The following is a 23,573-nucleotide window of genomic DNA, read 5'->3' as shown; positions in this document are numbered from 1 at the left end:
CATGTGAAGGTTGCTCCTTTTTTGTAATAAAAAAGAATGAGGATCAAAATGAAAAAGTGGAAAAAGTATTTTAGTGCAAGTTTATTAACCGTCGTATCAGCTGCAACTTTGGCAGCCTGTTCAAATAAAAGTTCGTCATCTGGTACCAAGCAAACCTTGAATTGGATGACTAAATCAGAATTACAAACTTTAGATTTGTCCAAGGTGACTGATGCAACTAGTTTAGATCAAATTAATAATTCGATGGAAGGACTCTATCGTTTAGGTAAAAATTCTAAGGTGGAAAATGCTTTAGCAACCAAGACTGAAGTTTCAAAAGATGGTAAAGTGTGGCATTTTACTTTGAGAAAGAATGCCAAATGGTCTAACGGTGATCCAGTTACTGCTAAAGATTTCGTCTATTCATGGCGTAGGACTGTTGATCCAAAGACTGCCTCACAATATGCTTATCTTTTCTCAGGAGTAAAGAATGCAGATGATGTTGTGGCAGGAAAGAAGAAGGTTGAAACACTCGGTGTTAAAGCAGATGATAACCAACATTTAACCGTTACTTTGGATAGAAGAATTCCATACTTTAAGTTATTGATGGGCTTCGGAGTTTTCTTCCCACAAAATGAACATGCTGTTGAAAAATATGGCAAAAATTATGGTACCTCATCTAAAACAATGGTTTATAACGGACCATTTGTCTCAAAAGGCTGGACCGGTTCAAACTTGTCTTGGAAGCTAGTTAAGAATAAGGACTACTGGGACAAGAGCAAGGTAAAACTAAGCAAGATTAATTACAGCGTGCAAAAGACACCATCAACCGACTACAACTTGTATCAATCTGGAAAATTAGATGTAGCATTATTGGCACCACAAGCTACAAAACAATTGAAGAACCAGAGTGGTTATACAATTAGACCAGCTTCTTCAACACAATATTTACAATTAAACGAAAAGAACAAGCTTTTCCAAAATACTGACTTCCGCCGTGCACTTTCATTATCAGTTAATCGTAAAGCATTAACTTCAGCTGTAGGTGGTGCTAACAAGCCAGTCACTACCTTTTCGCCAAATAGTATGACTGAAGTAAATGGCAAAGATTATACTGAATTAGTCAAAACTGCTGAAACTGATAAGTTAATGACATATAACCCTACTTTAGCTAAAAGTTATTGGAAGAAAGCACAAAAGGCTTTAGGACAGAGCAAAGTTAACTTCACTTTGCTAACCTATGACGATGATGATGCCAAAAAAGCAGGTGAATACTTGCAAAGTACTATTGAGTCAAACTTGAAAGGCGTTAATGTCAGAGTAAATAGTTTACCTAAAAAGACTGCCTTAGTTCGTAGCCAAAATGGCAACTTTGATGCTTTATTGATGGGTTGGCAAGCTGACTTTACTGATCCAATCTCATTCCTTGACTTGAACACCTCAAATGCTTCATACAACTGGGGTAAGTGGGCTAATAAGGAATATGATAAGTATGTAGCAGCTTCTAAAACTACTGGAAACGAAAATACTCGTTTTGAAGACTTAGCTAAGGCTGAACGTGTATTGTTAACTGAGCAAGGTGTAGTACCACTTTACCAGCCAGCAGAAGCTTGGATGGTTCGTCCAACTGTCAAGGGCGTTGTATATAATGGTGCTGGAGCTAACTATAACTTCAAATATGCTTATGTTGAAAAGTAGACTAAAATCCTAAATATCTAAATAATAGAACTTATAACAATAAACAACTCCTCTATGTAATCAAAAAGTAGACCGAAAAAATCGGTCTGCTTTTTGATTTTCGCTTGAAAAAAGCAAGTTAGGCTAGTAAAGTAAAACTAATAATTTTTTGAATGAGAAAAGGAGAGCATAATGTCTAATTGGGATACAAAATTTGCCAAAAAAGGTTTAACTTTTGATGATGTTTTATTGATTCCAGCAGAAAGCCATGTTTTGCCAAACGAAGTCGATTTGAGCACACAACTGGCAGACAACATTAAATTAAATATTCCATTGATCAGTGCAGGAATGGATACTGTTACTGAGGGTGCAATGGCAATTGCAATGGCTCTCCAAGGTGGGCTAGGCGTTGTGCACAAGAATATGTCAATTCAAGCGCAAGCTGGTGAAGTAGCCAACGTAAAGAGCGTAGTTGTGCCAACTAGTGCTGCAAAGGCCGCAACTGATGATCAAAATCATCTGCTCTGTGCTGCAGCAGTTGGTGTAACCAGTGATACTTTTGAAAGAGCAGAAGCATTGCTTGAAGCTGGTGCTGATGCGATCGTTATCGATACTGCTCATGGTCACTCAGCTGGGGTATTGCGCAAGATCAAAGAAATCCGCGATCATTTTCCAGAAGTAACTTTGATTGCTGGTAATGTTGCGACTGGGGATGCAACTAGAGCACTGTTTGATGCTGGTGTTGATGTCGTTAAAGTTGGTATTGGCCCTGGATCAATTTGTACTACTAGAGTTGTTGCTGGTGTTGGTGTGCCACAAATCACGGCTATTTATGATGCTGCTACAGCTGCACGTGAATATCACAAGCCAATCATTGCAGATGGTGGAATTAAATATTCAGGTGATGTTGTTAAAGCTTTAGCAGCGGGTGGCAATGCTGTCATGCTTGGCTCAATGCTATCAGGTACTACTGAAGCACCTGGCGAAATTTTTGAAGATAATGGCAAGAAGTATAAGCGCTATCGCGGAATGGGGTCTGTTGGTGCGATGGCCCAAGCACACGGTTCAAGTGACCGTTACTTCCAAGGTGGCGTAAACGAAGCTAATAAACTTGTTCCAGAAGGTGTTGAAGCCCGAGTAGAATACAAGGGTGATGTATCTGATGTAGTCTTTCAAATTGATGGCGGATTACGTTCAGGTATGGGATATTGTGGTGCTGCAAATATTCCGGAATTAATTGATAAAGCTCAATTTGTTCAAATCACTAATGCAGGTTTACGTGAATCACATCCACATGATGTTCAAATGACCAAAGCTGCTCCAAACTATAAGTAAAGCAAAATAGATATAATAAAAGTTAAAAATAAGAGAGAAAGCAAAATTTCTCTCTTATTTTTTTAATTTTTTGGAAATTTTCACTAGATATATTTATTTCTTTTGGTATAATTAAAACAACATTAAAAAGTAAATGAAAGCATAAAATAAAATGAGGGAGCAATTAATATGGCTAGATACCTATTAAAACGTATATTTTATATGATCCTCACTTTGCTTATCGTGGCTACGGTAACTTTTTTCTTAATGAAATTGATGCCGGGTTCACCTTATGCTAATGAAGCAAAGATGACGCTAACTCAGCGGCAAATTATGGATCAACAGTATGGTTTAAATAAACCTATCTGGCAACAATATTTGATTTATATTGCGGGGATGCTTCACGGTGATTTTGGGACATCCTTCCAATATAGTAACCAACCGGTAGCTTCATTAATTGGGGCGCGTTTGGGTGCGTCAGTACAATTAGGTTTACAAGCATTAATTTTGGGAGTTGTCCTTGGCGTAATCGCTGGGGCAATTGCTGCTATGAGACAGGGTACTTGGGTTGACTCAACTGCTACTGTAATTTCTATTTTGGGTAAATCAGTTCCTAACTTTGTTTTAGCAGTTTTGCTTCAATACTACATCGGTTTAAAGCTAGGTTGGTTCCCAATTGCTGGTTGGGGGCAATTTTCTCAAACGATTATGCCAACGATTGCTTTGGCAGTTGGACCATTTGCGGAAACAGCTCGGTTTATCCGAACCAGTATGGTTGATACCTTAAGTAGTGACTATATTGAGTTAGGTAAGGCCAAGGGATTGAGCAGAATGGAAGTTATTAGAAAACACGCAATGCGTAATTCAATGATTCCATTAGTAACTCTGATTGGTCCTTATGCTGTAGCCTTGATGACTGGTTCAATGGTTATTGAAAATATCTTTAACGTTCCTGGGATTGGTGAACAATTTGTTAAGTCGATTTTGACTAACGACTATCCAACAATCATGGGAATTACGATGGTTTACTGTATTGGATTAGTAGTAATTCTGTTGATTACTGATATTGTTTATGGATTAATTGATCCAAGAATTAGATTAGATGAAAGCGAGGCCTAGAAGACAATATGACTGAAGAAAAATTAAACCTTCCTGCAGATGCCTTTGAACCCTTACCAAAAGATGAAGCACAGGATAACGAAAACATTGCAGGTCCATCTTTATCGTTTGCACAAAATGTTTGGCTTCGCTTCAAGCAGAGAAAAGCAGCTATTATTTCTGCAATTATTGTTATTTTGATGATTGTAGTAGCTTTTGGTTCAACCCCATTCATCAATAAATCTACTTTAGTTAAATCGCACCCACAATATGCCAATTTGCCTGCTAAAGTGCCAGGAATGAGCGCAATTAACGGGTTGAACGGTAAGATTAAGCAAAATGGCAAGTGGGTTGATGCTTATGCTCAAAATGGTGTGCCTAAAGATAAGTATTTTATCGCAGGTACAGATTATTTAGGCAGATCTTTGGGACAAAGAATTATCTATGGTACAAAGATTTCATTGATCGTCGCTTTAGTTGCAGCTTTCTTTGATTTAACTATCGGGGTCGCGTACGGAATAGTGTCCGGATGGAAAGGCGGGGGAGTCGATAACGTGATGCAGCGGATAATCGAAATTATTTCCTCCGTACCCAATTTGATCATTGTAGTTTTGATGTTGGTGGTATTAAAACCAGGTATTAAGTCAATTATCTTGGCAATTGCTATTTCAAGTTGGACAACAATGGCGCGGCAAGTTAGAGCAGAAACTCTGAGTTTGAAAAATGAAGAATATGTTTTGGCAGCTAGATCATTAGGTGAATCACCTTGGAAAATTGCTTGGAAACACTTAGTGCCTAACCTTTCAAGTATCATCATTATTCAAACGATGTATACTATTCCAACTGCTATCTTCTTCGAAGCCTTCTTAAGTTTCATCGGAATCGGTATTTCAGCCCCAGAAACTTCACTAGGTGTACTTTTGAACGAAGGACAAAAGAATTTTCAATTCTTGCCATATCAGATGTGGTATCCAGCAATCGTATTGTGTGTGTTGATGATTGCCTTTAACTTATTAGGTGATGGTTTGCGTGATGCCTTCGATCCACGGGGACAAAGATAGAAAGGATTAACCTAAATGCCAGAAGAAAGAGTTTTAGATGTTAAAAATTTAAAAATTGATTTCCACACTTATGCTGGTGAGGTTAAAGCTATTCGTAACGTTTCCTTTCACCTAAATAAGGGAGAGACGCTCGCAATTGTAGGAGAATCAGGTTCAGGTAAGTCGGTTACTACCAGAAGTATTATCGGTCTGTTAGCACGAAATGCTCAGATTGAGGGCGGCGAGATTGATTTCCACGGCAAAAATTTGCTAGAGTTATCTGAAAAAGAAATGCAAAAAATTCGTGGGAATGAAATTTCGATGATTTTCCAGGATCCAATGACTTCGCTTGACCCAACTATGAAGATTGGGCAGCAAATTGCGGAGCCATTAATCAAACATAAGGGTGCCTCTAAGAAAGAAGCTTGGGCTAAAGCCTTGGAAATGATGAAGGCCGTGGGAATCCCAAATGCAGAAGAACGAATTAATCAATATCCTCACCAGTTTTCAGGTGGGATGAGACAAAGAATCGTAATTGCGATTGCTTTAATTTGTGAGCCAGAGATTTTGCTGGCTGATGAACCAACTACAGCTCTAGACGTGACTGTCCAAGCTGAAATCTTGGACTTGATGAAAGACTTGCAAAAGCGGGTTAAGACCTCAATTATTTTCATTACGCACGACTTGGGCGTGGTGGCCGGTATGGCAGATAGAGTAGCTGTAATGTACGCTGGTGAATTCTTAGAATTCGGTGGTGTTGATGAAATTTTTTATGATCCACAGCATCCATATACTTGGGGATTAATCAATTCAATGCCTACTTTAAACAGTGATACTTTGGAGTCGATTCCAGGTACGCCTCCTAACTTGCTTGATCCGCCCAAGGGTGATCCTTTTGCACCAAGAAATAAGTATGCCATGAAGATTGATGTGGAAAGAAAGCCACCATTTTTCAAGGTAACTGATACTCACTATGCTGCAACCTGGCTTTTAGCACCAGGTGCACCTAAAGTGGAACCACCAGCTGAAATTACACGTCGCTGGAAAAAATATAACTTGATGAAACAAGAAGATAAACTGCCAGAGGTTAACTAGTCGCGGTAAAGGAGATTTTTATGCCAGAAAAAAAGAAAATTTTGGAAGTAAAACATCTAAAACAATACTTTAAAAATGGTCGTAATGTCACCAAGGCTGTTGACGATGTAAGCTTTAATATCTATGAAGGTGAAACTTTCGGCTTGGTAGGTGAATCTGGTTCTGGTAAGACAACTACTGGGCGCTCAATTTTGCAATTGTATAAGCCAACTAGTGGCGAAGTGATTTTTGAAGGCAAAAATGTAGCAGATTTAAAAAGTCGTGCAGACAAACTAGCTTTTACACGGGATGCACAAATGATCTTTCAAGATCCTTATGCTTCACTTAATCCTAGAATGACTGTTGAGGACATTATTGCTGAAGGATTAGATATTCACCATTTGGTTAAAAATAAAGATGAACGAACTGAGAGAGTAGAGGAATTATTGGAAACTGTTGGCTTAAATGCAAGTCATGCTAGCCGTTTTCCACATGAATTCTCAGGTGGTCAGCGTCAAAGAATCGGGATTGCTCGCGCCTTAGCCGTAGAGCCCAAATTTATTGTTGCAGACGAACCTATTTCAGCTCTAGACGTATCAATTCAAGCTCAAGTAGTTAACTTGATGATTGAATTACAGAAAAAGCGTGGTTTAACTTACTTGTTCATTGCCCACGATTTATCAATGGTTAAGTTTATTTCTGACCGAATTGGTGTAATGCACTACGGTAAACTACTGGAAGTAGGTCCAGCCGATGACGTCTATGATCGACCACTTCATGATTACACGAAGAGTTTGATTTCTGCAGTGCCAATTCCTGATCCAGAAGTTGAGCGGAGCCGGACAAGGATTCCTTATGACGCTCAAAAAGAAGAAATGGACGGAAAGCAACGCTCAATGCATGAAATTCGTCCAGGACACTTCGTACGCTGCTCTGACGATGAAGTCAAGCATTACGAAGAAGTAGCGGCAAGCTACGAAAATTAGATACCAAATCTAATGCAACTCTCTCTATATTAATATTATATTTATGCTAAAAAGGCGATCCGATATGGATCGCCTTTTTATATGATCATTGCTCGTTAAGCTAATGAATCCCATGCTGGTAGGTCAGTGATTGGACCTTCAGCGAGCTTCTTTTGGTTTTCAGTTAAGTACTTCTTGTGGACTACAACTTCGTAAACATAGTCCTTAAACCATTCATTATTCATGACGTAGAAGCCTTTAACACCAGATTTATCGCCCCATGAGTTCTCAACTTTCCATTGACGAACTTCGCCGTTGTCTTCATCAACACCAACTAAAGTCATGGCATGTGACACTTGACCGACGCCGGTCTTTAATCTGTCTGCTTTAGACATTTTAAGGTCAACGCCGAATAAGTCATCTAACTTGTACAAATTAGTGTCAAGGTAACCAGTCTTACGGTCCATTTGACGTAAAACATCGTTACCAAACCAAACAGCTTCGCCGTCTTTTAATTGAGCGATAGCAGCGCTGGACAAATATTCCATTGGTACATTCAAAAGCTTGATTCTCAGTGAGCCTTCGATGTTGTCTTCAGATGGTAGACCATAAAGCTTGTTATAGTCATGATCTGGAGCATTGGTTAAAACAACATAGTCATCAAAATCGACATCGCCCATGTACTTATGCAAGAATTCAAGTGGAGTAAGGTTCTTTTCTAAATGATATTTCTTATCATCATCACGATATTCAAGATCGAAAGTCTTAGGTGGTTCACCTACTGCGATAGCAGTCATTTGGTAAACTTCGCTTAAAAATTTTTCGCGAACCTTTTTAATTTCATCATCTTTGCCGTATTGCTTCAAATGGCGCAATACTAAAGCATCCTTCTTTAACTTATCGCCCAAAGCAGTAGCAAAACCAGTTGTATCGTTGGTGTTAAAAGTTTCTGGCATAGCATATGAAGGAACAACACCATATTTTTCAACTAAAGCAGCAGCCATTTGGAATTGTCCACCATCACTACCAGCAAAGTCTAAGTCAGCCTTAACTTGACGTGAATCAAGTGGCATATCAGCACTGTCTAAGATTCTGTTGTAGAACATGTTGGCACGTTCAATCTTGTCCCAGAAAAAGTTGTAAGCTTGTGAGAAAGTGAAATCTTTAGCCTTGTATTTTTTACCAAAAGCATGACGTAAAACGTTCAAAGTTGCGAACAACCAGCAACGACCTGAATGCTTTTGATTAGTAACGTTGTTGGTGTCAAGTTCGGTTGAAAAGACGCGGGTTAATTGTCCTTGAACACGATCATTATAAGATGCTTCAAGTACACCACTGCGTTGAGCTGCACGAGCAACGACTTTATTTTCAGGTTTTTTATTAAATTCGGCAGAGAACTTTTCTAGTTCTTGCACAGTTAATTCATGAGCCATAAAAAATCTCCTTTTTAATTTTATAATTTTTTTCTAAACTAACTCTATTTTAAAGCAAAATACAAGCGGGTTCAATTAGAACTCGCTTGTAGAGAATTATTAATCCGTTAACTTATTAGACCTCTTGCATAAACCTAATAAATTAATCAATTTTTATAGAATTGCCATCATCGCCGGCAGTTTCCTTAGGCAAAGTGATGGTCAATACACCATTATCATACTTTGCATGAATCTCACTTGCAACTACATTTGGTAATCTATAGCTTCTAGAAATACTGCCCTCACTTCTTTCCTTATGAATGATATTTCTATTTTTATCGCTAGTGTCCTTAAATGATTTTCTTGTGCCGCTGACATTTAACGTACCGTCATTATAGTTAACGTTGATATCCTGCTTATCCATGCCAGGCATGTCAATCTTAACTAGATAGTCCTTATCAGTTTCTGCAACATCAGATTGCATAATGTTTTCAATTTCATTATCGTCAAAGAAGTTTCTTGGAAAACCAAACCAATCATTCATTGCATCCATCATGTCGTTGCGCCGATTCATCATATCGTTTGCCATAAATAAAACTTCCTTTCATTTTTGTATTTGCTTAATTAGAATATAAGGAAAAGATCAACTCATTTCTTGATCTCTTTTCTCCTTACACTGTTTATTGTAGTCGCTTTTTATAGAAATGACACAAATTAGCACTCAAAAATGTATAGTGCTAATTTTAGACTGATAACGCTGCTACAATAACATTCTGAGATTGTAGATAATTATTACGTATAAAAAAATAAAGAAAGTTTGTGAAATAGAAATGGTATATTTTCAGAAAATGACTCCAGAAGGCTATCAACAAATTGAGGATGAAATTGCTCGATTAAAAAAAGATCGGCCACGTAGAATTAAAATTTTGCAGGCTGCACGAGCTTTAGGTGATCTTTCGGAAAATACTGAATATACTGAAGCAAAACGTGATCTAGGTCACTTACAAAGTCGTCTGCGTTACCTAGGCAAACAATTAAAGTATGCCGAAATTGTTAAAGCTGAAGATGATGGTAAGGTTGATCTAGGAAAGACCGTTGTGCTTAAGTTTGATGACGATGATGAAACAGAAGAATACAAAGTAGTTGGGCGAATGGAAGCGGATCTTGCTGCTGGCAAGGTTTCTTTTGATTCTCCATTGGGTCAAGCAATCATGAAAAAGGAGGCTGGTACAACAGCAACGGTGGCGGCACCAGCAGGTGAATATCAAGTAACGATTGTGGAAGTTAAATAAGTTGAGAACTATAATAAACTGTCTTTTTCTGGTATAATATGGGTTTTGTAGGATACAATTCAGAGTAGGAGTGAAGAATTTGAATACGCCACGATCAAGAGAGGGTAATGTGATCCGCTATGCCGTTTATTTAGCTGGCTATGTCGCTGTGTTTGCAGTAGTAAAGCTAGTTACTAGAAAATCTCCGGTTCATATTTGGGATTTGATTTTATTCGGCTTAGTTGCAGCCATGATTCTGTTGTTTTATGTTTATCGTTTCAATCGAGAGCAACGCTTTTTTGCCCGTGATCTTAAACTTCCATGGTTGGGCAGTTTGTCAACTGTTGTTCTATTAACATTAGTGATTACAGTTACACAGATTTCGATTTCATACTTACAATCATATGGCAGGATTAGTCATTATGATTTCCAATTGATATATGCCAAAAGTGAATCAGTTAACATGTTTTGGTTTTTAATCGTTGTCCAAGGAATTGTATTACCAATCCTACAAGAATTTTTGGCGACTGGCTTTTTGTTCAATTATGCTTTTCGGCGAAATACTAAGCAAGTTGCAATTATGGGGATCATTGTTTCAGGTCTGATTTATAGCTTACTGAACTTTCAAAATTCAGTAGTACTCTTTATTATTGATGCAATTTATGGCATGGTGTTTGCTTGGAGCTATATGTACACACAAACATTATTGATGCCAATTTACTTAGCTGTAGTTAGTGGCGTACTTACAGTGATTATGATTTAAAAACAAAAGGATGAGAAAAATTCTCATCCTTATTTTTGTATAAAAAAAGCGGATAGCGTGAATCGAACCCGCATCTACAGCTTGGGAAGCTGTCGTTCTACCATTTAACTATACCCGCAATATGTTTTTATTTTAGCATTTTTTCTATTTGAAGATCAACACTTTTACGATCAATTAAGCTGGTAAAATTTTGAAAAAGCCAGCGGCGTAGTTCGTTGGGCATAACAACTAGAGGCATTCTATTATGGATTGGCGCCATATCTTTGTTAGGCGCGGTAGTAACCATTGAAAAATAATCCTGATCATAAATACCTGCAATTAAGGTAAGTGGTTGATTAGTGCGGAAGGCGTAGCGATCATGGTATTTACGACCGTTTTCAGCAATATGGGTAGTTTTAGCGTATTCAAAGAATTTTTCGGTTAAGATTAAGCAACGTTGCTTGGCAAAGGATTTGTCCCACATTGAAGGCGCTGAATCATAAAATCGCTCAATTCTAGCGTTAAATAAAGGCTTTTTTGGATCAACGGGACTTGGATAGCCCCATTTTTTGTTGCTTAATTGCAATTGACCATTTTGATAAAGCAAAACAGGTGCTACTTGGTTAGGAAAAATATCTTGTGCTTGAATGTCAAAATTTGGTGTAACTAAGGGCAGGTCAAGATCGCTTTTGAGATATTGTTGAATTTGTTTTAAATTAGGTAAACGAAACTGGTTGCACATACGCATTTCCTTTCTTTAGGGCTAGTTTAATCATAGCCTATTTTTTGTTAAAATTAGGTAATTAAACAATTAATATTAATAAAAAAATAAACTTAAAAATTAGAAAAGAGCAAAAAGATGACGAAAGAAATTTTATTAACTGGTGACCGTCCTACTGGTAAGCTGCACATTGGTCACTATATCGGTTCATTAAAGAATAGAGTAAAATTACAAAATTCAGGTAAATATGATCCATATATTATGATTGCGGATACACAGGCTTTGACCGACAATGCTCGTAATCCGGAAAAAATTCGCAATAGTTTGATCCAAGTAGCTTTAGATTACTTAGCTGTTGGTATTGATCCAGCTAAATCAACTATTTATGTTCAATCACAAATTCCTGCTCTATTTGAATTGACTGCTTACTACATGGATTTAGTAACTGTGGCTCGGCTTGAAAGAAATCCAACTGTTAAGACAGAAATTAAGCAAAAAGATTTCAAAGACTCTATTCCAATTGGCTTTTTAAACTATCCAGTTTCTCAAGCTGCTGATATCACCGCTTTTAAAGCAACCGTTATTCCTGTTGGAGATGACCAGGAACCAATGTTGGAACAAACACGTGAAATCGTTAGGACTTTTAACCGTGTTTATAATTGTGATGTTTTGGTTGAACCTAAAGGTTATTTCCCACCTAAAGGTCAAGGACGTTTGCCAGGACTTGATGGTAATGCGAAGATGTCGAAGTCACTTGGCAATGCGATTTATCTTGCTGATGATACAAAGACAGTTCAAAAGAAAGTTATGTCAATGTACACGGATCCTAACCATATTCACGTTGAAGACCCTGGTAAGGTTGAAGGTAACACTGTCTTTACATATCTTGATGTCTTCGATCCAGATAAGGACAAGGTGGCAGAACTTAAGGCAGAATACCAAAAGGGTGGCTTAGGTGACGTTAAGATTAAGCGTTACTTAAACAAGGTCCTTGAAGCAGAGCTTGCACCAATTCGTGAACGTCGCGAAAAGTTTGCTCAAGATGAAGATGCGGTTTATGAAATGCTTCTGGAAGGTTCAAAAAAGGCTAATAAAGTGGCTAATGCAACACTTGAACAAGTCCGTGACGCAATTGGTTTGAACTATTTCAAGAATAGATAAGGCTGAGGTAAAGTTATGCACGATCGAATTCCTTGGAAACAATATTTTATGATGCAGGCGCTAGTAATTGCGCAACGCTCTACTTGTAATCGCGCATTAGTTGGTAGCGTCTTAGTAAAAGATAATCGGATTATTGGCACTGGTTATAATGGTTCTGTTTCAGGGCAACCGCATTGTGACGATGTGGGTCATCAAATGGTTGATGGTCACTGCGTTAGAACTATTCATTCAGAAATGAATGCGATCATTCAGTGTGCTAAGTTTGGTGTTTCTACAGAAAATACCGAGATTTATGTGACACATTTTCCTTGCTATAATTGCTGCAAATCCTTGTTGCAGGCAGGCGTGAAAAAAATTAACTATTATTTTGACTATCGCGATAATCCATTGGCGATGCAACTACTTCATGATAGCGGGGTGCCTTATGAACAGATTAAGATTAATCGCAAATACGTGGAAAGCTTGGCCTATAAACTTGAAGAAGACGAGAATTAATTTAATTTGGTTAATGGGACTAGTAACTGTATTTTTAATAACGACAGGATTTGTCCAGCCAAATATTGAAGATCATGCTCATATTTTAGATAAAGAAACTCGCACTTTGGTTACGGAAAAAAATAATCGCTATTTTCAGACTAAAGAACAACCGCAAATTGTCGTTATAACGGTTAAAAGGCCGAATAAGTTAACACCTAAGATGCTAGATCATTCTAAGCGAACGGTCTTTATTGTGGTAGGACAGAAAGGTAAAAAGCGTAATGTGCAAATTTATTCAACTAAAGATTTGCATAGTGCCTTCACCGAGGTCGCTCGGGGCAATATCTTGCGTGCTGAAGTAGATAAATTGCGTAGTCAAAATAATGCAACTTTTAACAAGGGAATTCGCTTCGTCTTTCGGGCATGTGCGACTAGAGTTGATCAACAATATCAATATGCACTTGATAAATATGATTTGACGCAAGCAGAACAAAATAAAGTCGCGCGTCCACATAGTGTAGCTTTACCAATCGCACTGGCACTGGCATTTTTAATTGCGGGAATTACTTATTTCTTGCGTAGATTTAGTCATCGTGATCCAATTTCTAAGAAATAGTCGGCTTGACTTATTTGCATTTTGTCCTTACACTTTTTGTAGACATAATTAGCGAAAAACTGTTAGGTGAGACTCCTACGTGAACACACGCTATCGCCCAGAAACATCCAGAGATGCCAACGGGTTAAATAGGTGTCGTCGACTTAAGGCGAGATCCAGATAGCTAGCATGTGCTTACGTCACGTAGTGTTAAAACTGAACGACGAGTATGACAGAGCCTTGTTTGGCAAAAGTCACCTGCAGAAATTACAGGTGGCTTTTTTGTTTTGCTTGTCCCAATTAAAGAAGGGAGCAAATGATGTTAAAAGCAGCTAGCAAGAAGCGATCGAATATTGATATTCAGAGTATTCAACGTATTGCACGTGAATCGCGTAGCGAGACGCTGGCGCGTTTACAGGCGAGTGCTGAAGGGCTTTCGACTAATAAGGCTGAAGAAAACCGTAAAGAATATGGTCAAAACGAGATTATCACTAATACCAATGCTTCTAAATGGCGTTTGCTTTGGGAATCGGTTGCGACACCATTTACGGTAGTGTTATTAGTATTAACTTTGCTAACGCTTTTTACCAGTTATATTTTGATACCACAAGGCAATAGTGACTCAATCACAATTATTGTGATGGTTATTATGTTAATTGTGTCAGTGCTGGTTAATTTTATTCAAAAGATTAAGATTGCTAGAGTAACAGATCAGTTGCTCAATCGGGTATCGGTTACTACGAATATTCGGCGTGATGGACACAATGTCGAGCTACCCACAGATGAAGTAGTGATTGGGGATGTAATTAATTTATCGGCCGGCGACATGATTCCAGCGGATATGAAATTGCTAACTAGCAAGGACCTCTTTTGTTCATCAAGTTACTTAGATGGTGACCCTGAACCAGCTGAAAAAGTAGCGAATGTAATAATTAAGCCGAGCATGAGCAATGATTATTTAAACTATCCTAACATCTTGTATGAAGGGACGACGATTGTGTCTGGCTCTGGAACCGGAATTGTTTTTGCTATCGGTAATCACACCGTTTTTGGTAAAGAAGTCCAAGCCATTTCACGTAAAAAAGTAAAAACTACATTGTTTGATCGTGAAATGAAACAACTAGCTAAGATCTTGATTGTCGCTACTGCAATTATCATCCCACTACTGTTTGTCATTAATGGCTTGACTAAAGGCGATTGGGGAGAAAGCTTAATTTTTGCTTTAGCTGCGGCTGTTGGCCTGACACCAGAGGTGCTGCCGATTATTGTTAACTCTAATTTGACTAAAGGCGCACTGGAAATGTCAAAAAGTGGTGCTGTAGTTAAGCAGATGAATGCAATTCAGAATTTAGGTTCTACCGATGTTTTTTGTATTGATAAAACAGGCACCTTAACGCAAAACCAAGTTGTGTTAGAGCGCCACTACGATTTAGATATGCAAGAAACGCCACAGATTCTGAAATTTTCATATCTGAATGCTTACTATCAAACTGGGGTCAAAGATTTAATTGACAAGGCAGTAATTGATGCCGCTGGTGATGAATTAGACGTAAATGAAATTCAACGTGACTACAACAAAATTGATGAAATTCCATTCGACTACACTAGAAAAAGAATGAGCGTTGTGGTCGTTGATAATGATGAACACCATGGACAGCACTTATTAGTAACTAAAGGCGCAGCAGAAGGGATGCTGGCTATTTCTAATAAGGTTGAACTCAACGGCAAAGTTGAAGATTTAACTTCTGAATGGAAAGAAAGAATTTTAAATCAGATCAATGAATTAAATGATGATGGCTTGCGAGTCCTGCTTGTCGGCTATAAGCTTAATCCTGCTCCAGTAGGTGAGTTTTCTGCCAAAGATGAGCATGATTTGACGATCATTGGCTATCTAGCATACTTGGATCCGCCTAAAGAGACTACCAAGGAAGCCTTAGAGGATTTAAAGAACGATAATGTCGACGTGAAAATTTTTACTGGTGATAACGAAGCAGTTACACGTGCGATCGCATTGCAGGTGGGTTTAAACGTCGATACGGTTTATGATGGAAAACAGATCGATGAAGCCAGTCCTGAAGAATTAAAAGAAATCGTGGAAAAATGTGATATTTTTGTTCATTTGACGCCAGAACTGCGGGTAAAGATTATTAACGCATTGAAGACCAACGGTCATACTGTCGGTTATATGGGCGATGGCAATAAAGACGCTTTAGCGATGAAAGTGGCGGATGTGACGGTAACTTCGAATAGCTCGGTTGATATCACTAAAGAATCTGCTGATATTGTATTTGAACAAAAAGATTTGCAGCTGCTTGAAGAAATGATCATGATCGGCAGAAAAGTCTTTTCTAATACGATGAAGTATATTAAAACATTCTTGGTTACCAATATGGGCAGTATTATCGCAATGGCTGTTTCTTCCTTACTGTTGCCGTTTTTGCCACTTTTACCATTGCAGGTTCTAATTTTAAATTTGCTTTTTAGTCTAAGTTGTTTAGTTATCCCCTTTGACAGTGTTTCAGAAAATTATGTCAAAAAACCGCAAAAGTGGTCAATCAGGATGTGGCCAAAATTTGTCTTAAACTTTGGTCCAATTCCGGCAATTGTTGACTTTATTGCGATGGCTTTAATGTTTTACGTAATTTGTCCTTACTTGGTTGGCTCTAATTACCACCACTGGGTCTTCATTTCTTTGTTCTATTCTGGAATTTTTGTGGAATCTCTGTGGACTAGGGTAATGATTATTCATACTTTAAGAGATGAGCGTTTCCCATTTCTTAAACAACATGCAACGCCAATTGTCTTTTTGGTAACCTTTGGTTTGGCAATTTTAGGAACGATGTTGCCATCTTCGAGCATTGCTCCAAGTTTGGGCTTAATGCAGTTGCCATTTAGCTTTTGGGGTGTAGTCCTCTTGCTAGAAGTAATTTATGTTTTGTTGACAACTTTAGTAAAACATTTATATTTGAGAAAAGAAAAATTTTAGTTGATATTGAAAGGAATTCGTGGTTTTAGCCCAATTCCTTTTTTTGCATGTTAAAATAAAATAGATATTTTAGACGATTAAAGGAGTTTGATTAATCAATGGCTGATAAAGATACTTTTTATATTACAACCCCAATTTATTATCCATCTGGTCGTTTAACGATCGGAAATGCTTATACTACTATCGCAGCTGATACAATGGCTCGCTATAAGCGTAGTCAAGGCTATGATACTTTCTTTTTAACTGGTACTGATGAACATGGCTTGAAGATCGAACAAAAGGCTGAAGCACAAGGAATCAAGCCACAAGAGTTTGTTGATAAGATGGCTGCTTCTTACAAAAAATTATGGAAGAGCCTTAACATTTCTTATGACAAGTTTATTAGAACTACTGATGAACAACATGTTCAAGCTGTCCAAAAGATTTTTGAAAAGCTGTTAAAGAAAGGCGATATTTATTTAGGCGAATATACTGGTTGGTATTCAGTTGAAGATGAAGAATACTTCACTGAATCACAATTAGCTGAAGTCTATAAAGATGATGATGGTAATGTGATCGGCGGTAAGGCACCTAGTGGTCATGAAGTACGCCTAGTTAAAGAACCATCTTATTTCTTCAAGATGAGTAAGTACGCAGACCGCTTAGTAGAATACTACAAGGAACATCCTGACTTCATTTTGCCTCATTCACGTGAAAAGGAAATGCTTAATAACTTCATTAAGCCAGGTTTGGAAGATTTATCAGTTACCCGGACTACTGTTAACTGGGGAATTCCTGTTCCAAGTGATCCTAAACACGTGGTTTACGTTTGGATCGATGCTTTGTCTAACTATATTACTGCTTTGGGCTATGGTTCAGACGATGATTCATTGTTTAAGAAATATTGGCCTGCAGACGTTCACTTGGTAGGTAAGGAAATTGTTCGTTTCCACACTATTTATTGGCCAATTATGTTAATGGCTCTTGATTTGCCACTTCCTAAGCACATTATCGGCCATGGTTGGGTATTAATGAAAAATGGCAAGATGTCTAAGTCAAAGGGAAATGCCGTTTATCCAGAATCATTGACTAGTCGTTATGGTGTTGATCCACTTCGCTACTATTTGATGCGTGCTCTTCCATTTGGCGATGACGGTATTTTTACACCAGAAGACTTTGTTGAAAGAATTAATTATGACTTGGCCAACGATTTGGGTAACTTACTTAACAGAACCGTGTCAATGATTAATCAATATCAAGCTGGTCATGTTGATGCAGTTCCTGTTGCTCAAGCTGAATTTGGCAAAGACTTGCAAGATACAGCTGCTAGTGTCATTAATGATTACAGAGAAAATATGAATTCACTTCACTTCTCTAAGGCATTAGACAATATTTGGAAGTTGGTTTCTCGTGCTAACAAGTATATTGATGAAACTACTCCATGGGCTTTGAACAAAGAAGGTAAAAAGGAAGAACTTAGCAAGGTCATGAGCAACTTGGCTGAAAGCTTGCGTTTAATTGCTATTATGATTGAACCAGTAATGACCGAAACTGCACCAATTATGTTCAAGCAACTTGGTTTAAATTGGGACAATGAAGACGCTAAGCATTTGGCCTTTGGTGACTTTGATTGGGATGTTAAGGTAATTGAAAAGCCACAACCAATCTTCCCAAGACTTAAGATGGACGAAGAAGTTAAGTACATCAAGGATGAAATGGCTAAAGCTAAGCCAAAGAAGACCACTAGAAGTGAACAAAAGAAGAATGACGAAATCACCATTGACGATTTTGACAAGGTTAAGATCCAAGTAGGCCAAATTTTGTCAGTTGAACCAGTTAAAGGCTCAAGCAAGTTGCTCATGTTCAAGCTGGACTTTGGTAATGGCAAGGAAACCCAAATTTTGAGTGGTATCCGCAAGTTTTATCCAGATGCAAGTGAGCTATTAGACAAAAAGGTTTTAGCTGTTACTAACTTAAAGCCACGTAAGATGCTGGGTCACCTTAGTGAAGGGATGCTCTTATCAAGTGAAAAGCATGGCAAAATTAAGTTAGCTCTTGTTGGTGATGAACATGCAGTTGGGGCTGAACTCGGCTAATGGAGATCATTGATAATCATACTCATTTGAATGACGAGCCGTTTCGCGGCAAGGAACAATATTATTTAGAACGAGCAAAAGCACTTGATGTAACCAAGGTTATTTGTGCGGGGCAAGATCCCGACTTTAATCAAAGAGCGGTTGACTTAGCACAAAAGTTTGATAATGTCTATGCGATGGTCGGTTACTGTCCCGATGTGGCTAAAGACTATGATCAACAGGCTGAAGATAAACTAATTGAACAATTGAAGCAGCCTAAGGTAGTTGCAATGGGCGAAATCGGACTAGATTATTATTGGGATGAATCGCCGCGCGACGTACAGCGTAATGTTTTTGTGCGGCAAATTGAAGTAGCACATGACTTGAAGATGCCGGTTGATATCCATACTAGGGATGCATTTGGAGATTGTTATAACATCTTGAAAAATAGCAATCTGGAATATGGTGCTGTTTTGCATAGTTTTAACGGTGGTGTTGACTGGTTAAATAAGTTTTTGGATTTGAATGTTTACTTTTCATATTCAGGTGTTGTTTCTTTCACTAAGGCTACGGAAGTACACGAGAGTGCAAAAGCTGCGCCACTTGACCGAATTTTAGTTGAAACCGACGCGCCATATTTAACGCCTAAGCCATATCGTGGTCATCAAAATGAAACTGGCTACGTACGTTATGTGGCAGAAGCAATTGCTAAGTTGAAGGATATTCCACTAGAAAAAGTGGCGGATGCTACTTATAAGAACACAGTGAGAGTTTATGGGCTTAAATAAAAAGAATTTTGATGCGGTAATCGTTGTTGAGGGGAAAGACGATACCATCCGTTTAAAACAATTTTTCCCAGGAATCGAGACAATTGAGACTAATGGATCAGCCGTTTCAGATGAAGTATTGAAGCAAATCCAAAAATTAAGTGAGAGTCGGCAAATTATTGTTTTTACTGATCCTGACTTTAATGGCGAAAGAATCCGGCGCATTGTAACTAAAGCTGTTCCTGATGCAAAGCAAGCTTTTATTACCCGTAAGGAAGGCGAACCTCATAAAAAGGGGAGTCTAGGTGTAGAACATGCTTCAAAAGAAGCACTTGAGCATGCACTAAGTGATTTGCATGAGGTTGAACCGCAAAAAAGTGATTTAACTCCAGCAATTTATCGGCAATTAGGTTTAGCTGGTGGTAGCGGCTCACGAAAATTACGTGAACAAGTAGGCATTAAATTACGAGTTGGCTATGGCAATTCCAAGCAGTTTTATAATCGCTTGCATACTTTTGGCGTTTCATTAGCTGAATTAAAGGCAGCTGTCAAGGAGGTAGAAAATGACAAATAATATTCCAATTGGCTCTCCAGTTAGAACACAAGCAATTGTTAACCGTTACTTTGTCAAAGCTAAAAAGAACTTAGGGCAAAATTTCTTAGTTGATCAGACTGCTATTTTAGGTATTGTTGAAGCTGCTGGGATAAAAAAAGATGATCAAGTCATTGAAATTGGACCAGGTATTGGCTCTTTGACTGAGCAACTACTGTTGGCAGGCGCTAAAGTTTTTGCTTATGAAGTTGATGATAGCTTACCTACGATTTTACAGAATGAACTGCCTAAGAAAATTGATGATCAGCCTTTGGCTAGTCGCTTTAAGATTTTGCTTAAGGATGTATTAAAGGCTAATTTTAAAGAAGATATTGGTGACTTTTTTGACTTCACTAAACCGATCAAAGTTGTAGCCAATTTACCATACTACATTACGACACCGATTATTTTTGCTTTAGCTGAATCTGACTTGCACTTTACTTCGCTGACCTTGATGATGCAAAAAGAAGTGGCAGAGCGATTAGAAGCTCAACCAGGTAGCAAGGATTATGGCCCATTAACGATTTCTGTTCAAACAGAAATGAAAGTTAAGCTTGCTTTACAAGTGGGGCGTAATTCCTTTATGCCACGACCTAAAGTTGATTCTAGTGTAGTTGTTTTGACTCCGCTAAAAGAAAAGCCTGCTATTGAAGATCGCAAGCACTTTATTTGGGTTGTGAAAATGTGCTTTTCACAAAGAAGAAAGACACTGAACAATAACTTAAAGTCATTATTGCCAGATAAAACCAAACGAGATGAATTGATTACAGAATTAGGTGTAGAACCACGAATTCGGCCTGAAGACCTAACAATTGAACAATTCATTAAGATTGCTAAATTTATTCCTGCAAAGTAATGCCTAATATTGAATTTATTATATATTTGTGATATAATTTACGTAAAGGAGCTGTTGTTTAGTGCCAACATCAATTATCACAATTAAACATAAGTTGGATTCTCACTTAGGTGATGCTTTAACAGTAGTAGCTCAAGCGGGTCGTAAGAAAGTTACTAAGAGACGGGGGATTCTAAGAGAGACTTTCCCTGCAGTGTTTGTGGTTGATTTAGACCAACATCAAAATAATTTTAAACATGTTTCTTACAGTTATACCGATTTACTAACTAAGAATATTGCATTAGAGTTTGATGATGAAGCTGAAGAGGCTGAAGCTTAAACACAATTTTTGAAATTGTCACTAGCATTTATTTAAAATGTTAGTGCTTTTTTTTGCCCTTTAGAGTATATTAATTAAGTATAAACCAAACATTAGAAAGGAAATTTCATGAAACGTTCAGAAAGATTGGTGGACATGACCAAATATTTAATGGAGCGTCCCCATACTTTAATTGCACTACCATTCTTTGCTAAGCGTTACGGCGCTGCTAAGTCATCTATTTCAGAAGATTTAGCTATTTTGAAGCACACTCTTGCCAGCAATCAAGATGGTATTTTGGAGACTGTAGCCGGTGCAGCTGGTGGCGTGCGCTATATTCCATTTTTAGGTAAAAAACACGCGGAAGCATATTTGTCAGATTTATCAACTAGGATTGAGGATCCAAGTAGAATTTTAGCCGGTGGTTTTGTGTATCTGTCAGATATTTTAGGCAATACGCAAGATTTACGTAAAATTGGTGAATTAGTAGCTACTCATTATGCTTATGAAGAAATCGATGCTGTCATGACAGTTGAAACAAAAGGGATTGCTTTAGCCCAAGCAGTTGCTCGTTTTTTAGATGTACCATTTGTTACAGCTAGAAAGCGATCAAAGGTAACAGAAGGTGCTACTGTTTCTGTTAACTATATTTCTTCATCGTTGTCTCGAGTATCGAAGATGGAATTACCGACTCGTGCTCTTAAAAAAGAAGCTAAAGTTTTAATTGTCGATGATTTTATGAAGGGTGGCGGTACCCTAACCGGAATGGAAGAATTAGTTAAGGAATTCGATGGTACTATTGCCGGCGTTTGTGTACTCTGTGAAGCCGATTTTGACAAAGAAAAGCTGATTAAGAACTATCTTTCATTAATAAAAATTAGTGAAATTGATACTGCCCAAAAGCTGATTGTAGCAGAACCTGGTAACTTCTTAACTGAAACTGATTTTGACCGTTTCTAAAATGGTATACTAGAATCAAGTTTTGATTATTAAGAGGTTAATATTAATGGAAAAATATGTAGTCGTTCTTGCCGCAGGTAAGGGCACACGAATGAAGTCAAAGTTGTACAAGGTTTTACACAAAGTTTGTGGTAAAACCATGGTTGAGCATGTTGTTGATGCAGCTCAAGGCGTTAATCCTGCAGAAATCGTTACAATCGTTGGTACAGGTGCTGGCGATGTAGAAAAAGTACTGGCAGACAAGTCTAAGTTTGCTTTCCAAGAAAAGCAATTAGGTACTGGTGACGCCGTAATGACTGCGCGTGAAGAATTGGGTGACAAAGATGGTGCTACTTTAGTAGTTACTGGTGATACACCACTTTTCACAACTGATACATTTAATGAACTATTCAAGTATCATGCAGAAAAAGGCAATGCTGCAACTGTATTGACCGCGGAAGCTCCAAATCCATTTGGCTATGGTCGAATTATTCGTGATGATCAAGGCAATGTTTTACGAATTGTAGAACAAAAAGATGGTAAACCAGAAGAATTAAAAGTAAAAGAAATCAATACTGGTGTATTTTGCTTTGACAATAAAAAATTATTTGAAGCATTGAAGCACGTTAATAATGACAATGCTCAAGGTGAATATTACTTAACTGATGTTTTAGAAATCTTGCGCAATAGTGGTGAACGCGTTGGTGCTTACAAGATGCCTGACTTTAGTGAAAGCCTTGGCGTTAATGACCGTATTGCATTAGCTCAAGCTACTAAGACTATGCAAAGAAGAATTAATGAACAACATATGCGTGATGGTGTTTCATTTATCGACCCTGATACTGCTTATATTGATGCAGATGTTAAGATTGGCAACGACACTGTAATTGAAGGTAATGTTGTGATTAAAGGAAACACAGAAATCGGTAGTGATTGCTACATTACTAGTGGTTCAAGAATCGTTGATTCTAAGATTGGTAATAATGTCACTGTTACTTCTTCAACTGTTGAAGAAGCTGAAATGGACGATAATACTGATATCGGTCCTAATTCACACCTTCGTCCTAAGGCAATTATTCGCAAAGGTGCACATATTGGTAACTTTGTGGAAATTAAGAAGGCTGAGATTGGTGAAAATACTAAAGTAGGTCACTTGACTTATGTTGGAGACGCTACCTTAGGTAAAGACATTAACATTGGCTGTGGTACGATCTTCTCTAATTACGATGGTGTAAAGAAGTTCCATACTAATGTTGGTGATCATGCCTTTATTGGCGCTGGCTCAACATTGATTGCTCCAATTAATGTTGCAGATCACGCCTTTATTGCAGCTGATACCACTGTTACTAAGGACGTTAATAAATATGACATGGCAATTGGCCGTGGCCGTCAAGTTAATAAGCCAGATTATTGGCATAAGCTTCCTCTTTCTCAAGATAAAGAATGGGATTAAGAATAAGGCACTAGTGTATCAAGCTAGTGCTTTTTTGTTAAGAATTGCTAAATACTTATTGCAAAATAATAATTGAGACCTACAATAAGGTGTACTAATAAT

Annotated in this window: 22 protein-coding genes, 1 tRNA gene and 1 riboswitch; of the genes, 19 read left to right on the top strand and 4 right to left on the bottom strand. The window is 37.9% G+C overall.

Annotated features, from left to right (window positions below; translation table 11 throughout):
* Positions 1–48: 48 nt before the first annotated feature.
* From CP352_RS06965 to CP352_RS06940, 6 genes are all read left to right on the top strand, one after another.
* Positions 49–1,677 carry a peptide ABC transporter substrate-binding protein gene (locus tag CP352_RS06965; RefSeq protein ID WP_089146836.1) on the top strand — a complete coding sequence of 543 codons (1,629 nt, stop codon included), beginning with the start codon at positions 49–51 and terminating at the stop codon, positions 1,675–1,677.
* 171 nt (positions 1,678–1,848) lie between these two features.
* Positions 1,849–2,991, top strand: a complete 1,143-nt coding sequence (locus tag CP352_RS06960) for an IMP dehydrogenase (protein ID WP_089146835.1) — start codon at positions 1,849–1,851, stop codon at positions 2,989–2,991.
* A 168-nt stretch (positions 2,992–3,159) separates the two neighbouring features.
* On the top strand, positions 3,160–4,089 hold the full coding sequence (opp3b, locus tag CP352_RS06955) for an oligopeptide ABC transporter permease (protein WP_005718454.1): 930 nt from the start codon (positions 3,160–3,162) through the stop codon (positions 4,087–4,089).
* A gap of 8 nt (positions 4,090–4,097) precedes the next feature.
* Complete coding sequence (locus tag CP352_RS06950; RefSeq protein WP_005729325.1) at positions 4,098–5,129, top strand: ABC transporter permease; 1,032 nt, start codon at positions 4,098–4,100, stop codon at positions 5,127–5,129.
* Between the two features lie 15 nt (positions 5,130–5,144).
* Positions 5,145–6,203, top strand: coding sequence for an ABC transporter ATP-binding protein (locus CP352_RS06945; protein WP_089143459.1), 1,059 nt, complete (start codon positions 5,145–5,147; stop codon positions 6,201–6,203).
* A gap of 20 nt (positions 6,204–6,223) precedes the next feature.
* Entirely contained in the window at positions 6,224–7,168 is a 945-nt protein-coding gene (locus CP352_RS06940; RefSeq protein ID WP_005718459.1) for an ABC transporter ATP-binding protein, read from the top strand.
* 95 nt (positions 7,169–7,263) lie between these two features.
* Here the strand turns inward: CP352_RS06940 and CP352_RS06935 are convergent, their stop codons facing one another.
* Together CP352_RS06935 and CP352_RS06930 are read right to left on the bottom strand one after the other, a co-directional pair.
* Positions 7,264–8,580, bottom strand: a complete 1,317-nt coding sequence (locus tag CP352_RS06935; protein ID WP_057726219.1) for a C1 family peptidase — start codon at positions 8,578–8,580, stop codon at positions 7,264–7,266.
* Positions 8,581–8,722: 142 nt separating this feature from the next.
* Positions 8,723–9,148: an Hsp20/alpha crystallin family protein gene (locus tag CP352_RS06930; protein ID WP_089143458.1), complete on the bottom strand. Its 426-nt coding sequence runs from the start codon at positions 9,146–9,148 to the stop codon at positions 8,723–8,725.
* A 241-nt stretch (positions 9,149–9,389) separates the two neighbouring features.
* Between CP352_RS06930 and greA the strand changes: the two genes are divergently transcribed.
* On the top strand, positions 9,390–9,851 hold the full coding sequence (greA, locus tag CP352_RS06925; protein ID WP_005724077.1) for a transcription elongation factor GreA: 462 nt from the start codon (positions 9,390–9,392) through the stop codon (positions 9,849–9,851).
* 79 nt (positions 9,852–9,930) lie between these two features.
* Positions 9,931–10,593, top strand: a complete 663-nt coding sequence (locus tag CP352_RS06920) for a CPBP family intramembrane glutamic endopeptidase (RefSeq protein WP_089146833.1) — start codon at positions 9,931–9,933, stop codon at positions 10,591–10,593.
* Between the two features lie 47 nt (positions 10,594–10,640).
* Here CP352_RS06920 and CP352_RS06915 read toward each other — a convergent pair.
* Positions 10,641–10,711 (bottom strand) — tRNA-Gly (locus CP352_RS06915).
* Between the two features lie 9 nt (positions 10,712–10,720).
* On the bottom strand, positions 10,721–11,314 hold the full coding sequence (locus tag CP352_RS06910; protein ID WP_005718467.1) for an SOS response-associated peptidase: 594 nt from the start codon (positions 11,312–11,314) through the stop codon (positions 10,721–10,723).
* 117 nt (positions 11,315–11,431) lie between these two features.
* Here CP352_RS06910 and trpS point away from each other — a divergent pair, with 117 nt between their 5' ends.
* The 11 genes from trpS (at position 11,432) to glmU (ending at position 23,471) form a co-directional block, all read left to right on the top strand.
* The gene (gene trpS, locus CP352_RS06905) at positions 11,432–12,454 is read left to right on the top strand and encodes a tryptophan--tRNA ligase (protein ID WP_089145437.1); all 1,023 of its coding nucleotides are present in this window, start codon (positions 11,432–11,434) and stop codon (positions 12,452–12,454) included.
* 15 nt (positions 12,455–12,469) lie between these two features.
* On the top strand, positions 12,470–12,949 hold the full coding sequence (locus CP352_RS06900; RefSeq protein WP_089150893.1) for a ComE operon protein 2: 480 nt from the start codon (positions 12,470–12,472) through the stop codon (positions 12,947–12,949).
* A gap of 13 nt (positions 12,950–12,962) precedes the next feature.
* Complete coding sequence (locus CP352_RS06895) at positions 12,963–13,547, top strand: TPM domain-containing protein (protein WP_198995330.1); 585 nt, start codon at positions 12,963–12,965, stop codon at positions 13,545–13,547.
* Positions 13,548–13,598: 51 nt separating this feature from the next.
* A riboswitch (M-box (ykoK) riboswitch) is annotated at positions 13,599–13,762 on the top strand.
* Positions 13,763–13,845: 83 nt separating this feature from the next.
* The gene (gene mgtA / locus CP352_RS06890; protein ID WP_098034897.1) at positions 13,846–16,512 is read left to right on the top strand and encodes a magnesium-translocating P-type ATPase; all 2,667 of its coding nucleotides are present in this window, start codon (positions 13,846–13,848) and stop codon (positions 16,510–16,512) included.
* A 98-nt stretch (positions 16,513–16,610) separates the two neighbouring features.
* Entirely contained in the window at positions 16,611–18,587 is a 1,977-nt protein-coding gene (gene metG, locus CP352_RS06885; RefSeq protein WP_065989842.1) for a methionine--tRNA ligase, read from the top strand.
* The gene (locus CP352_RS06880) at positions 18,587–19,354 is read left to right on the top strand and encodes a TatD family hydrolase (RefSeq protein WP_065989841.1); all 768 of its coding nucleotides are present in this window, start codon (positions 18,587–18,589) and stop codon (positions 19,352–19,354) included. Before metG ends, CP352_RS06880 begins: the two co-directional genes overlap by 1 nt.
* Positions 19,341–19,907 (top strand): ribonuclease M5, encoded by a 567-nt coding sequence (gene rnmV, locus CP352_RS06875; protein ID WP_005718476.1) that lies wholly within the window; start codon positions 19,341–19,343, stop codon positions 19,905–19,907. Before CP352_RS06880 ends, rnmV begins: the two co-directional genes overlap by 14 nt.
* On the top strand, positions 19,897–20,781 hold the full coding sequence (gene rsmA, locus CP352_RS06870) for a 16S rRNA (adenine(1518)-N(6)/adenine(1519)-N(6))-dimethyltransferase RsmA (RefSeq protein ID WP_065989840.1): 885 nt from the start codon (positions 19,897–19,899) through the stop codon (positions 20,779–20,781). The genes rnmV and rsmA overlap by 11 nt, the downstream gene beginning before the upstream one ends.
* 61 nt (positions 20,782–20,842) lie before the next feature.
* Complete coding sequence (locus CP352_RS06865; protein ID WP_013085757.1) at positions 20,843–21,100, top strand: Veg family protein; 258 nt, start codon at positions 20,843–20,845, stop codon at positions 21,098–21,100.
* Positions 21,101–21,208: 108 nt separating this feature from the next.
* Positions 21,209–22,039, top strand: a complete 831-nt coding sequence (gene purR, locus CP352_RS06860) for a pur operon repressor (protein WP_061204400.1) — start codon at positions 21,209–21,211, stop codon at positions 22,037–22,039.
* A 46-nt stretch (positions 22,040–22,085) separates the two neighbouring features.
* Positions 22,086–23,471 (top strand): bifunctional UDP-N-acetylglucosamine diphosphorylase/glucosamine-1-phosphate N-acetyltransferase GlmU, encoded by a 1,386-nt coding sequence (gene glmU / locus CP352_RS06855; RefSeq protein WP_005725374.1) that lies wholly within the window; start codon positions 22,086–22,088, stop codon positions 23,469–23,471.
* The last annotated feature ends 102 nt before the right edge of the window (positions 23,472–23,573 follow it).

This window comes from Lactobacillus sp. UMNPBX1 (assembly GCF_002554085.1).
GTDB classification, from domain to species: domain Bacteria; phylum Bacillota; class Bacilli; order Lactobacillales; family Lactobacillaceae; genus Lactobacillus; species Lactobacillus crispatus.
This window is presented reverse-complemented; position numbering and strand designations above follow the sequence as displayed.

What these genes read in the sequence shown, in the direction of transcription:
- rsmA (WP_065989840.1), top strand. Translation starts at nt 19,897, where the DNA reads ATGACAAATAATATTCCAATTGGCTCTCCAGTTAGAACACAAGCAATT.
- CP352_RS06900 (WP_089150893.1), top strand. Translation starts at nt 12,470, where the DNA reads ATGCACGATCGAATTCCTTGGAAACAATATTTTATGATGCAGGCGCTA.
- CP352_RS06950 (WP_005729325.1), top strand. Translation starts at nt 4,098, where the DNA reads ATGACTGAAGAAAAATTAAACCTTCCTGCAGATGCCTTTGAACCCTTA.
- purR (WP_061204400.1), top strand. Translation starts at nt 21,209, where the DNA reads ATGAAACGTTCAGAAAGATTGGTGGACATGACCAAATATTTAATGGAG.
- mgtA (WP_098034897.1), top strand. Translation starts at nt 13,846, where the DNA reads ATGTTAAAAGCAGCTAGCAAGAAGCGATCGAATATTGATATTCAGAGT.
- CP352_RS06940 (WP_005718459.1), top strand. Translation starts at nt 6,224, where the DNA reads ATGCCAGAAAAAAAGAAAATTTTGGAAGTAAAACATCTAAAACAATAC.
- rnmV (WP_005718476.1), top strand. Translation starts at nt 19,341, where the DNA reads ATGGGCTTAAATAAAAAGAATTTTGATGCGGTAATCGTTGTTGAGGGG.
- CP352_RS06895 (WP_198995330.1), top strand. Translation starts at nt 12,963, where the DNA reads ATGGGACTAGTAACTGTATTTTTAATAACGACAGGATTTGTCCAGCCA.
- CP352_RS06910 (WP_005718467.1), bottom strand. Translation starts at nt 11,314, where the DNA reads ATGTGCAACCAGTTTCGTTTACCTAATTTAAAACAAATTCAACAATAT.
- metG (WP_065989842.1), top strand. Translation starts at nt 16,611, where the DNA reads ATGGCTGATAAAGATACTTTTTATATTACAACCCCAATTTATTATCCA.
- CP352_RS06880 (WP_065989841.1), top strand. Translation starts at nt 18,587, where the DNA reads ATGGAGATCATTGATAATCATACTCATTTGAATGACGAGCCGTTTCGC.
- CP352_RS06965 (WP_089146836.1), top strand. Translation starts at nt 49, where the DNA reads ATGAAAAAGTGGAAAAAGTATTTTAGTGCAAGTTTATTAACCGTCGTA.
- CP352_RS06930 (WP_089143458.1), bottom strand. Translation starts at nt 9,148, where the DNA reads ATGGCAAACGATATGATGAATCGGCGCAACGACATGATGGATGCAATG.
- opp3b (WP_005718454.1), top strand. Translation starts at nt 3,160, where the DNA reads ATGGCTAGATACCTATTAAAACGTATATTTTATATGATCCTCACTTTG.
- CP352_RS06945 (WP_089143459.1), top strand. Translation starts at nt 5,145, where the DNA reads ATGCCAGAAGAAAGAGTTTTAGATGTTAAAAATTTAAAAATTGATTTC.
- glmU (WP_005725374.1), top strand. Translation starts at nt 22,086, where the DNA reads ATGGAAAAATATGTAGTCGTTCTTGCCGCAGGTAAGGGCACACGAATG.
- CP352_RS06935 (WP_057726219.1), bottom strand. Translation starts at nt 8,580, where the DNA reads ATGGCTCATGAATTAACTGTGCAAGAACTAGAAAAGTTCTCTGCCGAA.
- trpS (WP_089145437.1), top strand. Translation starts at nt 11,432, where the DNA reads ATGACGAAAGAAATTTTATTAACTGGTGACCGTCCTACTGGTAAGCTG.
- greA (WP_005724077.1), top strand. Translation starts at nt 9,390, where the DNA reads ATGGTATATTTTCAGAAAATGACTCCAGAAGGCTATCAACAAATTGAG.
- CP352_RS06960 (WP_089146835.1), top strand. Translation starts at nt 1,849, where the DNA reads ATGTCTAATTGGGATACAAAATTTGCCAAAAAAGGTTTAACTTTTGAT.